The organism is Lysobacter antibioticus HS124, from assembly GCF_000336385.2.
GTDB lineage: Bacteria > Pseudomonadota > Gammaproteobacteria > Xanthomonadales > Xanthomonadaceae > Lysobacter > Lysobacter firmicutimachus.
Window position 1 is genome coordinate 13,659 of record NZ_HG424460.1, and the last position, 10,316, is coordinate 23,974.

Genomic DNA, 10,316 nt, shown 5'->3' on the forward strand with positions numbered 1-10,316 from the left:
CGCCGTGGCGAACCGAGGAGGGAAGTACGGTCGCCTGATCCAGTTGGCGGCAAAGCGGTTCTTGGACGACCTCGCCCGGGCAAAGAAGAAGGGGGCGCCGTTCTGGTTCTCCCGGGAGCATGCGAACCACGCTTGCGGGTGGATAGAGCTACTCCCGCATGTAGAGGGCAAATGGAAGAACCCAGACGGGACAGATCAGCCGACCATTCGGCTGCACCCGTCCCACGTGTGGTTCGTTGTCCAACTGTTCGGGTTCAGAAAGGCTGATGGCACCCGGCGATTCACCTCCGCACTTTTCGCGGTGGCGCGCAAGAACGCCAAGTCGACCCTGGCCGCGGCGATTCTTCTGTACTGCCAGTGCTGTGAGGACGAAGAGGGGGCGCAAGTCATCTCTGCGGCAACGACAGGGAGTCAGGCCCGAATCATTTTCAACGTCGCAAAGCGCATGGCGGAAAAGACCCATGCGCTTCGTGAGGCGTACGGAGTTGAGTGCTGGGCCAATGCGATCAGCCGGGTAGAGACCGGTGCGACGTTCAAGCCCATCAACGCCAAGGCCAGTACACAGGACGGCTTGAACCCGTCCCATGTCGGTCTAGACGAGATTCATGCTCACAAATCTCCGGATCTGCTGAACGTTCTTCAGTCAGCGGCCGGCGCGAGAAGCAATCCGCTATGGCTGTTCACGACTACAGAGGGGTATGCCAATCCAGGCCCCTGGGCCGAGCTCAGGCAGTTCGCGAAGCAGCTTCTTGAGGGGCTGTTCGGCAACGAGGCGGACCACTTCCTGGCTGTGTTCTATGCCATGGACGATGAGGATAAGGAAACAGGCCGAAAGGCCGACGACACCTTCGACGAGTCAAAGTGGATCAAGGCTAATCCGCTGATAGACGTGAACCCGCACCTCCTGGCCGCCATCCGAAAGGAGGCTGTTGAGGCTAAGCGGATGCCTTCTAAGCAGGCTGAGTTTGAGATCAAGCGTGCGAACCGGCCTGCGGCATCTGCGAATAGCTGGATCCTGCTTCGTAAGTGGAAGACATGCGACGGGGCCGTCGACCTTGCCGCACTTCGCGATGTGCCTTGTTGGGGCGGGTTGGACCTAGCCAGTACGCGCGACCTGACCTCGCTGCGGCTGGTCTGGAAGGTCGACGGCATGCTCCTGACCTGGGGGCGACGTTGGGTTCCGTCCTCAGCTGTGGAGCAGAGGACGGAGCGCGGGACGGTGCCGTATGCGGGGTGGGTGGCATCTGGTTTGCTGGAGCAAACCGAAGGAGAAGTCACCGACTACGCGGTGATCGAACAGGCAGTTCTGGAAGTCAAGAAACGGTTCAACCTGCAGGCAATGGCATTCGACCGCTGGAACGCGACGGAAATGGTCAGCCGGCTAGTTGTGGCTGAGGTGCCCATGGTCGAGTTCATTCAGGGCACCAAGTCGTATCACCCTGCAATGCAAGAGTTAGAGCGAGCTTACATAGGCGGCCAGCTTGCACATGCTGGTGATCCGGTGCTCGGGTGGTGCGCTGCGAACCTAGTCGCGAGGCAGGACCAGAACCTGAACATGGCCCCGGATAAGAAGCGCTCTGCGGACAAGATCGACGACATGACGGCTCTTCTGATGGCGATCGGCATTTCACTAGCGCCGGCAGAGGATGGATTCGACTTCGACTCGGCGGTTGACGTGGTCAAACTGAGGCATCACTGATGTACTTCATCTCGACGGCGTGGGGCTGGTTGACCACCGGACTTCGCCGCTTGGTCGGCCTTCAGATCCCGACGCCCGGGTCGCGATCTTCGCTGCCGGCGAAGGACGTCAACTTCGACACTGCAATGCAGGTCTCTGCCTTCTGGGCCTGTGCCAGGCTGATCTCAGAGACAGTCGCCAGCCTACCGGTTGTCTTCTACAGAGTGCAGGGAAAGCAGCGAACCCCAGACGACAGCCATCCGCTGTACCCGGTTCTGGCGATGAAGCCCAACCGCTACCAGACCAGGGTCGATTTCTTCATGACTCTGGTTCTGAACCTAGTCACGTGGGGCAACGCCTACGCCCAGATCACCAAGAATTCGCAGGGGCAGATCATTTCATTGTTGCCGCTGATGTCATCCCAGATGCAAGTCAGGTTGCTATCTGACGGGGCGGTGATCTACCAGTACACCAACAGCGCCGGCGTGAATGTATTTGCCGAAGGTTCCATCTGGCATATCAAGATCTTCGGCAATGGAATCATCGGACTGTCGCCACTCGGCTATGCAACAAACAGCATTGCGATTGCACAGGCGTCCGAAGACCGGGTCAGTCAGGTGTTCAGAAACGGAGCAAAGCCGGCTGGCGTGTTGATGGTTGACGGCGCCCTGAACCGGGAGCAGCGCGCCGAGATTCGCGCGAGCTTTGCGGACCTTGCCGAAGGAAACAACGATAGCCTGATCGTCCTCGACAAGTTCATGAAGTATGAGCAGGTATCGATGTCGCCGCAGGACATCGAGCTGTTGCAGTCTCGTCGCTTCCAGGTTGAGGACATCGCGAGATTCATGGGCGTGCCTTCGGTCTTGATCAATGACACCCAGAGCACCACGGCTTGGGGCTCTGGCATCCAGCAGATCATTGAGGGCTGGTACAAGCTGGGCCTGCGGCCATACCTGGAGAACATCGAACTTTCGGCCCGTCTGAACCTGCTGCCGGTCGCAGAGCGCCGCGGATGGGAGATCGAGTTGGATTTCGATGCGCTTTTGCGTGCGGACATGCTGGCTCGCTATCAGGCGTATCAGACAGCGATCAACGGCGGCTTCATGAAGCCAGGCGAGGCTCGTTCACAGGAAGGGTGGTCGCCTGCTGATGGCGACGATCAGCTGCTGGTGAACAGCACGATGGTGCCAATCTCACAGGCCGGCAGGCCGAAGCAAACCACCGCGGGGGTGGAGTGATGGAAGTCAAGCGCATCGACCTAGAGAGCGTCGACGTCAAGTTCTTGGACTCCAGGCAAGGCGTGTTCGCCGGCTATGCCTCAAAGTTCGGTGGCGTCGATAGCTACGGCGATACCATTCTGTCAGGGGCTTACAAGCGAACGCTGAAGAAGCGCGATCGACCCATCCGTCTGCGTTGGAACCACTGGGGGCCGGTAATCGGGAAATGGCTGGAAGTCCGTGAGGACGATATCGGTCTCTACGTTGAAGGCGAGCTGACTCCCGGGCACCGTACGGCTGAGGACGTATTTGCGTCCATGAAGCATGGTGCCGTGGATGGCCTCTCGATTGGGTTCCGACCGCTGCAGTTCCGAGACCTCGGCGATGGGAGGCGGGAGCTCAAGGAGATCGAACTTCTCGAGATCAGCATCGTTGAGGAGCCCGCCGATCTGGGTGCGCGCGTATCCGATGTGAAATCGGCTCTCGACGAAGCGGAATCCCTCAAAGAAATCGAGACCATCCTGCGCGAGGCAGGGCGGTTCTCTCGGGCAGACGCGACTGCGCTGGTTGCTCGCGTCAAGGCCTTGGCACGCGGTGAGCGCGGCGCCGAAACCGTTGGTGCGGAGGATATCCGCACGCTGTTCCAGCGCTTCGCTACCGGCTGACCGCCGGACAACGCAATTCATAGCCACGGCCGCCGAGAGGCGGTTTCTCATTTCTGGAGCAATGAAATGGAAAACACTGAAATCAAAAAGGCCATCGAGGATGGCATCAAGGCCATTGAGTACAAGATGGCGACGCAAGCCTTGGACTACGAGAAGCAGATCAAGGACGTCGGCGAGGCCAATACCGAGCTGAAGAAGGATTTGGAGAAGGCGGCTGAGGAGCGCAAGTCGCTCATTGACCGCCTGACCGATCTGGAACAGAAGGGTGTCCGGGCTACCGACGAGCAGGTCGAGCGGCGTACCTTGGGCCAGCAGTTCGCCGCCAGCGATCAGGTCAAGGCGATGCAGAAGGACAATGCCAGTGCTCGCGCTCGGGTCGAGGTCAAGAACACCTTGCTGTCCAATGCGAGCACCGTGCTGCCGCAGCAGGTTCAGGAAATCCGCCCCGGTGCGTCGCTGCCCCTGACGATCTACGGTTCGCTGCCGCACGCGCCGGCGACTTCGAATAGCGTCGAGGGCTTGCGCGAAACCGCCTTCACAAACAGCGCCGCGGAAGTTAGCGAAGGCGCCCTGAAGCCGGAGTCGGACCTGACCTTTGGCCCGTGGGACTACCCGGTCCGGACGATCGCGCACTGGATCAAGGTCTCGAAGAACCTGCTTTCGGACAACGGCGCCATGGCGGCGTACATCGACAACCGTCTCAGCTATGGCCTGATGGAACGGGTCGATCGGCAACTGGCTGTCGGCAACGGAACCAGCCCGAACCTGTCCGGCATCTTGGACAGCGGAAACTACACCGTTTACACGCCCACCAGCGACGACAACTTGGTCGATGCGATCGGCCGTGCGAAGTGGCAGCTTTGGGCTGCGGGTTGGATCCCGAATGCGGTGTATGTCAATCCGGCCGATTGGGGCGCCATGGAGCTTGCCAAGGGCAGCGACGGACACTACCTCTACGGCATCCCGGGCCTGACGATTTCGCAGAACCCGTTCAACGTGAGCGTCATCCCGTCGCCGTTCATTCCGGCCGGCCAGTTCGCGATCGGTGCGTTCAATCGGGCGGTTACGGTCTGGGACCGAGAAGGCGTTGTGATCGAGGCGGGCTACGTCGACGATGACTTCATCCGCAATCTCGTCACTCTGCGTGCCGAGATGCGCATGGCGCTGGAGATCACGATCCCGTCGGCGATCTTGGGCGGCGCCTTCACCGCGTAAGCGGATGGAGCTGTGGCTGGGCCGCATCGAGCGGCCCAGCTTCTTCTGGAGGTACCGATGCGAGTTGTTCCTATCAGGGGATTTCCCCATGACCGTCGCGGTCAGTTGGCCGCCGGCAAGGTCTATGAGTTCGATGACGCAGAAGCCAAACGACTGATCCTTATCGGGCTTGTGCGTCAGGCATCTCCCGATGAGTACGAGACGAAAGTGGTGTCAAGGAAGCCGAACGCCGGACCGCTCCCTTCGCTGGCCGTTGGCGAGGCGCAACCGTCGTCTGCATCGCAAGCGGCCCAAGCCTCACAGCAGACGACTGTGACCGAGTCCGAGTGTGGCGATTCGGGCCAGGCGGCATCCAAGGCGGAGAAGAAGCGCAAACGCAAGCTCGGCGAGTAGTCGTCGCGAACACGTCGTTCAGGCTCGCGCCATGGGCGGATACGTTGTTCGCGATGGACGAGGCTTGGTGGAAAGTACATGTGGACGAGGTTCGTAGAGTCTTTGCCGGAGAGTGTCTCGGCTTCGGAAGCGATTCCGGCCGGCATGGCGTACGCCCTATGCGGAGCGTTCGCGGAGACTGGAATCCGTTCGGGAATAGTGGGGCTGGAGCAATCGCTGTGGCGGCGCTCTCCGGCGCTGCTCGCGTTGTGATGCTTGGGTACGACTGCCAGCACACAGGCGGCAAGAAGCACTGGCATGGCGATCACCCGCCAGGCACTGCCGGCAATGCCGCGCCGCACACTGTGGCGAAGTGGCCGGTTCATTTCCGCAAGCTGCGCGACGCCTACCGCGGCGTGCAGATCATCAACTGTTCCCGCGATACGGCGCTTGACGTCTTCCCGCTAGCGGCCCTTGAGGAAGCACTGACGTGAGCGTGATCGACATAGCGATCGCCAGAAGCAGGCTACGAATCATAGGTACGTGGTCGGATGCGGACCTTCAGCAGGCGCTGGACGGAGCCGAGCAGGAGGCCTGTCGGTTCATGAATCGGAGGATGCTGCCGACGCTGCCCCTTGAGTACCCCCAAGAGTCGAGCAGCGAGGCCCCGTACTCCGAAGAGGTTCCAAGCAGTGATGATCCCGTGGCGCCGGATGTTGTCGAGGCTGTGCTGCTCCTGGTCAAGGCCTCATTTGAGGGAACTACACCGGAGGAGGTCGGCGGGTACCGGTCGGCTGCTGAGGTGAAGCTGTTTCCGTATCGGGCGGCGATGGGCGTATGAGCACGTTGGCACCGCGGCTCCGCCACGCGATCACCTTTGAAGAGCAGATAGAGGTCAGAGACAGCGAGGGCGTCGTCTCCGTGAGTTGGGCTCCTGTCTACTTGGATTCCGAAACACCGTTGATCGATGTTCCCGCCGAGGTCCTGACTGGCCCTGGCCGAGAGTTCCTGCAGTCCGGCCAAATGCAGTCCGATGTCGCTGCGCGCATTACTTGCCGCTGGTTCCCGGGCGGCATCAATTCATCCTGGCGAATCCTTTGGGATGGTCGGATTTTCAACATCAAAGGCGTTCCCGACACAGATTCAACTGGCCGGCGGGAATGGCGAATCAAGGCGACGGCTGGCATCAACGACGGACAGTGAGCAGGGGCGCAAGGAGCCATGGCAGACCACGAGTACTCGATAATCGGAAGCCTGAAGAAGTTGCTGGTTGATATGCGTGATGGAGCACATGCCGATCGCGTCATCGCTGCCCCTCCGTTCGATCTAATGACGGATGGCGGGAGTGGTCCGAACCGGCGCTTGCGGGTCGACGTAGGGCAGACCGGGTTCTTCGCTGGACGCGAGTTCCGCACCTTCAAAGAACTGAACGTCGCCAATGGATCGACCTATGTAGTCAAGGCGTTGGTCCCGATCAACATCATACTTTTCGGGCTGGAGATCGTTCTTGATCAAGGGTTCGCGCGCGTATCGACCCATGTCGGAGGTACGGAAGGAGGTAGCTTCAGCGAGACGCTGCCGGTGATTCCACGCAATAACATGAGTGAGCGACCGCTGCCGCTTTATACGCCGCAGGTCATGTTGGCCGCTGGCGGGACGCATTCCGGCGGAACCGAGATCGACCTGATTCGGATCAAGGTCGAGAACGCGACCGGAGCTCAGGCCAGCGTCGGAAGCGCGCAGCAGGATGAGCGCGGCATTGCAGCTGCTACGTATTACATCAGGGTCGCCAATGTAGGGTCCGGCTCTCTGACTGGCACCTTCAAGGCGCGATGGGAGGAGAGGCCGTGAAGCTGCCGATGACCAGCGTACGCGGTCGAATCCGCGCATTCATCGAGCGCAACGAAGCCGGCCTAGGTGACGATGTCCTTGAGGTCGGGAGCCGGATTCACGACCCCAAGGCCTGGTGGTGCACGAATCGCGACCTAGCGCGCGGGCGGTGGACGGGCATCGACATGCAGGCCGGGCAGGGCGTGGATCTGGTCGCGGACATGCACGCCCTGCCGCCGGAGTGGGAGGGCAGGTTCTCTGGCGTGGTCTGTTCCGAGGTGCTGGAGCATGTCGCACGGCCATGGCTGGCGCTTCCGGAGCTGCGACGCGTCATGGCTCCCGGGTCTCTGCTGGTGGTCACTACCCTGTTCGCGTTCCCGGAACACGGTTACCCAGACGACTACTACCGGTACAGCCGCTCGGGCCTGGCCCTGCTGCTGACCGACGCCGGGTTCGCCGAGGTGCAGACCGAGTACGCCGGCGAGGTGCCTGTTGATCTGAATGATCATGGTGAGCGCGGCGTGACGCGTCGCAGGCTCCCCATGCATGTGTTCGCAACCGCACGATGCTGACCCTACTGACCGCTACTGGTGCAAGGCCGCGAGCCTGGGCGATCTGCGAGCGCCTGATGGCAGCGCAGGACTACACCGGGCAAGTGCGCTGGGTCGTGGTCGACGATGGCCCCGTAGCGCAGCCTGTCTCGTTCTGCCGGCCTAGCTGGTCGCTGGAGGTGGTCCGGCCGGTGCCGTACTGGACTCCGGGCCAGAACACTCAGGCTCGGAATCTGTTGGCCGGCCTGGCTGTGATCAAGCCCGACGCCAGGGTGGCGGTGATCGAGGACGATGACTGGTATGCCCCGGACTGGCTGACTCACGTTGCCTCGCAGTTGGAGCGCGCCGAGCTGGTAGGCGAGTGCCGTGCCCGCTACTACAACATCACCTTGCACAGGGGGCGCCAACTCAGCAATACCGGCCATGCCAGCCTGTGCAGTACGGCCGTACGCGGCCGAGCGCTTGCAGGGCTGCGCGAGGCATGCCGACGGGCACCCAAGTTCATCGACCTCGATCTCTGGCGGCAGCCAAGATCACGGCTGCTCTTCGGCGGCCACCGCGTCGTCGGAATCAAGGGGCTGCCTGGACGTTGCGGTATCGGAATGGGGCACCGGGATGATTTCCGGGGGGCAGAGGATCAGACCGGAGCGCTGCTGCGGGAATGGGTCGGGCCGGACGCGGAGCTATACCTGTGAAAGTCGAGGTAAAGATCACTGGAATTGATGGCGTGCTGAGGACGTTGTCGAGTCTGCCGGCCGAGATCGTCAGCAAGCGCGGTGGACCCGTGAAGCTGTCCCTCGCGAAAGGCGCGCGAGCGCTCCGTGATGTGGCCCGCCAGAATCTGCGCCAGTCGATCGCGCAGGACGGGCAACGGTCCACGGGCATGACCGAGAAGGCGGTGATCGCCAGCCGCGGCAAGGCCCCCAGTGCCGGCCAGGGTGAGCGCTATTTGGTCCGAGTGAAGAAGGGGACCTTCGTCAATGCGCTTGGGTTCCCCACATCCACTCTGATGACGGCGAACCTCCTGGAGTACGGCTCCGCTCACCAGCCCCCGACGCCCTGGCTCCGTCCGGCCGTGCAGACCGCGGGTGGCCGCGTGATCGACGTCATCACTCAGGACTTGATCCGCAGGATCGAGAAGACAGTCGCCCAGCAGGCGGCCAAGAACGGGATGAAGTGACGATGTTCCCTCCGGTTTACAAGACCATTCGTACGCCGGAGGTCATAGCGATCGTGGCTGATCGTATCGGCCGCCACGGTGAAATCGGACAAGACGAGCAGAGGCCCTATATCACGTGGTCGATCGTGATCGGTAACCCCCACGATCAGATCAGTGGGGCGCCTTGCTCCGACTTCACTTCGGTCGATATCAACTGCTGGCACCCGACGGACGGTGGAGTCGAACAACTCGCCCTTGAAGTGCGCGCCGCCCTCGATGCGGCGGGGCACCACAATCGGGTCAGGGTGAATCTCAGAGACCCCGAAACCAGGCTTTACAGAGTCGGCATCGAAGCCGACTTCATCACTCAGCGCTGAACCGGGCCCCGAAAGGGGCTTTTCTTTGACCAGAGGAACCCTGAAATGACCATCGGAACGCTTCGAACCCAGGGCACCGAGCTGTTCTTCGTCGACTCGCTGTCGTCCAGCGTTGCGGCGGTCATCAAGCTCGCCTGTCCCACCGGCATCACCGGTCTCGGCGGTGCCGCCGACCAGCTCGAGGACACGTGCCTCGACAACATCGACGACAAGACCTACAAGCGCGGCCTCGGCAATCCGGGCCAAGTCTCGGTGCCGTTCAACTTCATCCCGTCCAACTCCTCGCACCAGGTCCTGTTCGACCTGAAGGAATCCGGCGATGTGATCCAGTGGCTGATCGGCCTCAGCGACGGGACTGCCGATCCCACGCTCGACAGCAACGACAACATCGTGCCGCCGCCGGCGCCGCAGCGTACCTCGCTGGGGTTCGATGCCTACATCGCCGACGTCAACATCGACATCGCAACCAACGAGATCGTGCGCGGAACGCTCACGCTGCAGCGCAGCGGCCCCGTCCGCACCTACTGGAACGGGCCGATCCCGACCTGACCACCACGGCCGGCTCTGCCACGGCATCCGGCCCATTCGCAGGAATCCAAATGAGCCTCCCCGATTCATTCTTCGTTTCTCCCGGAGTGCAGGCCCGCCAAGTCAAGTTGGCCGATGGCTCCAGCCATACGATCCACTTCAAGCAGCTGCCTGCGGTCGATTTCCTTGCTGTCATGGATGCAACTGACGCAAGTACCTCAGAGGCAAGGAACCGCGGAATCGCGATGCTGCTCGTAAAGGGTGTGTGCAACGCGGACGGTTCCCAGGCTATGACGATTGATCAAGCGATGAAGCTTAGGGCTGGCCCGATGCGATCGCTCTACGATGCCTTGATGGAAGTCAACGGCGTTAGCGATGAAGCTCGCGAGAAAGCGGGAAACGACTAGCCGCCAAGGGACGAGACTGGGCATGGTTCCAGCTGGCCCTCGCACTCGGAGGCCGAACGGTCTCCGAGTGGCAAGCGTGCATGACGCATCGGGAGTTCGAGGAGTGGGTCGTGTTCATGCGGCTCTATCCGTTCGACGACTTCCATCGATTCCATAGACCTGCGGCTCTAGTCGCTCAGGCCATGGGGGGCGGATCGATGAGGGACAAGCTCGAGTTCTTGCAGCCCACGCCGCCTGATCCGGCCCTCGCCGGCTACTCCAGCGCAGACGCCCGAACCTTGGCGGCGTTTGGCATTACTCCACCGAAGAGGCATTGA

General features: G+C 61.5%; 16 protein-coding genes. All 16 read left to right on the plus strand.

Annotation, left to right across the window (positions count from 1 at the left end; all coding sequences use genetic code 11):
* The first annotated feature begins 61 nt into the window (after positions 1 to 61).
* The 16 genes from TX83_RS04815 (at position 62) to TX83_RS24170 (ending at position 10,316) form a co-directional block, all read left to right on the plus strand.
* Entirely contained in the window at positions 62 to 1,699 is a 1,638-nt protein-coding gene (locus TX83_RS04815) for a terminase large subunit (protein WP_222423716.1), read from the plus strand.
* Positions 1,699 to 2,916, plus strand: coding sequence for a phage portal protein (locus TX83_RS04820; RefSeq protein WP_064746798.1), 1,218 nt, complete (start codon positions 1,699 to 1,701; stop codon positions 2,914 to 2,916). The genes TX83_RS04815 and TX83_RS04820 overlap by 1 nt, the downstream gene beginning before the upstream one ends.
* The gene (locus TX83_RS04825) at positions 2,916 to 3,560 is read left to right on the plus strand and encodes an HK97 family phage prohead protease (protein ID WP_064746799.1); all 645 of its coding nucleotides are present in this window, start codon (positions 2,916 to 2,918) and stop codon (positions 3,558 to 3,560) included. The genes TX83_RS04820 and TX83_RS04825 overlap by 1 nt, the downstream gene beginning before the upstream one ends.
* Before the next feature lie 66 nt (positions 3,561 to 3,626).
* Complete coding sequence (locus TX83_RS04830; protein WP_064746800.1) at positions 3,627 to 4,775, plus strand: phage major capsid protein; 1,149 nt, start codon at positions 3,627 to 3,629, stop codon at positions 4,773 to 4,775.
* 57 nt (positions 4,776 to 4,832) lie between these two features.
* Positions 4,833 to 5,168, plus strand: a complete 336-nt coding sequence (locus tag TX83_RS22545; protein ID WP_141233354.1) for a hypothetical protein — start codon at positions 4,833 to 4,835, stop codon at positions 5,166 to 5,168.
* Positions 5,169 to 5,386: 218 nt separating this feature from the next.
* The gene (locus TX83_RS04835) at positions 5,387 to 5,641 is read left to right on the plus strand and encodes a hypothetical protein (RefSeq protein WP_064746801.1); all 255 of its coding nucleotides are present in this window, start codon (positions 5,387 to 5,389) and stop codon (positions 5,639 to 5,641) included.
* Positions 5,638 to 5,988 carry a head-tail connector protein gene (locus TX83_RS04840; RefSeq protein WP_064746802.1) on the plus strand — a complete coding sequence of 117 codons (351 nt, stop codon included), beginning with the start codon at positions 5,638 to 5,640 and terminating at the stop codon, positions 5,986 to 5,988. The genes TX83_RS04835 and TX83_RS04840 overlap by 4 nt, the downstream gene beginning before the upstream one ends.
* Positions 5,985 to 6,350: a phage head closure protein gene (locus TX83_RS04845; RefSeq protein WP_064746803.1), complete on the plus strand. Its 366-nt coding sequence runs from the start codon at positions 5,985 to 5,987 to the stop codon at positions 6,348 to 6,350. The genes TX83_RS04840 and TX83_RS04845 overlap by 4 nt, the downstream gene beginning before the upstream one ends.
* Before the next feature lie 18 nt (positions 6,351 to 6,368).
* Positions 6,369 to 6,998, plus strand: coding sequence for a hypothetical protein (locus TX83_RS04850; protein WP_064746804.1), 630 nt, complete (start codon positions 6,369 to 6,371; stop codon positions 6,996 to 6,998).
* Positions 6,995 to 7,549 carry a class I SAM-dependent methyltransferase gene (locus tag TX83_RS04855; protein WP_186442517.1) on the plus strand — a complete coding sequence of 185 codons (555 nt, stop codon included), beginning with the start codon at positions 6,995 to 6,997 and terminating at the stop codon, positions 7,547 to 7,549. Before TX83_RS04850 ends, TX83_RS04855 begins: the two co-directional genes overlap by 4 nt.
* Entirely contained in the window at positions 7,543 to 8,223 is a 681-nt protein-coding gene (locus TX83_RS04860; protein WP_064746806.1) for a glycosyltransferase family A protein, read from the plus strand. Before TX83_RS04855 ends, TX83_RS04860 begins: the two co-directional genes overlap by 7 nt.
* Positions 8,220 to 8,708 carry a hypothetical protein gene (locus tag TX83_RS04865; protein WP_064746807.1) on the plus strand — a complete coding sequence of 163 codons (489 nt, stop codon included), beginning with the start codon at positions 8,220 to 8,222 and terminating at the stop codon, positions 8,706 to 8,708. The genes TX83_RS04860 and TX83_RS04865 overlap by 4 nt, the downstream gene beginning before the upstream one ends.
* Positions 8,709 to 8,710: 2 nt before the next feature.
* Complete coding sequence (gene gp17 / locus TX83_RS04870; protein WP_064746808.1) at positions 8,711 to 9,064, plus strand: tail completion protein gp17; 354 nt, start codon at positions 8,711 to 8,713, stop codon at positions 9,062 to 9,064.
* A 45-nt stretch (positions 9,065 to 9,109) separates the two neighbouring features.
* Complete coding sequence (locus tag TX83_RS04875; protein ID WP_064746809.1) at positions 9,110 to 9,613, plus strand: phage tail tube protein; 504 nt, start codon at positions 9,110 to 9,112, stop codon at positions 9,611 to 9,613.
* 50 nt (positions 9,614 to 9,663) lie between these two features.
* Positions 9,664 to 9,999 (plus strand): hypothetical protein, encoded by a 336-nt coding sequence (locus TX83_RS04880; protein ID WP_064746810.1) that lies wholly within the window; start codon positions 9,664 to 9,666, stop codon positions 9,997 to 9,999.
* 80 nt (positions 10,000 to 10,079) lie between these two features.
* Positions 10,080 to 10,316, plus strand: a complete 237-nt coding sequence (locus tag TX83_RS24170; protein ID WP_064746811.1) for a phage tail assembly protein T — start codon at positions 10,080 to 10,082, stop codon at positions 10,314 to 10,316.

Coding starts and splice junctions, on each gene's coding strand:
- TX83_RS04820 (WP_064746798.1), top strand. CDS start 1,699: ATGTACTTCATCTCGACGGCGTGGGGCTGGTTGACCACCGGACTTCGC.
- TX83_RS04825 (WP_064746799.1), top strand. CDS start 2,916: ATGGAAGTCAAGCGCATCGACCTAGAGAGCGTCGACGTCAAGTTCTTG.
- TX83_RS04875 (WP_064746809.1), top strand. CDS start 9,110: ATGACCATCGGAACGCTTCGAACCCAGGGCACCGAGCTGTTCTTCGTC.
- TX83_RS04845 (WP_064746803.1), top strand. CDS start 5,985: ATGAGCACGTTGGCACCGCGGCTCCGCCACGCGATCACCTTTGAAGAG.
- TX83_RS22545 (WP_141233354.1), top strand. CDS start 4,833: ATGCGAGTTGTTCCTATCAGGGGATTTCCCCATGACCGTCGCGGTCAG.
- gp17 (WP_064746808.1), top strand. CDS start 8,711: ATGTTCCCTCCGGTTTACAAGACCATTCGTACGCCGGAGGTCATAGCG.
- TX83_RS04860 (WP_064746806.1), top strand. CDS start 7,543: ATGCTGACCCTACTGACCGCTACTGGTGCAAGGCCGCGAGCCTGGGCG.
- TX83_RS24170 (WP_064746811.1), top strand. CDS start 10,080: ATGACGCATCGGGAGTTCGAGGAGTGGGTCGTGTTCATGCGGCTCTAT.
- TX83_RS04880 (WP_064746810.1), top strand. CDS start 9,664: ATGAGCCTCCCCGATTCATTCTTCGTTTCTCCCGGAGTGCAGGCCCGC.
- TX83_RS04850 (WP_064746804.1), top strand. CDS start 6,369: ATGGCAGACCACGAGTACTCGATAATCGGAAGCCTGAAGAAGTTGCTG.
- TX83_RS04830 (WP_064746800.1), top strand. CDS start 3,627: ATGGAAAACACTGAAATCAAAAAGGCCATCGAGGATGGCATCAAGGCC.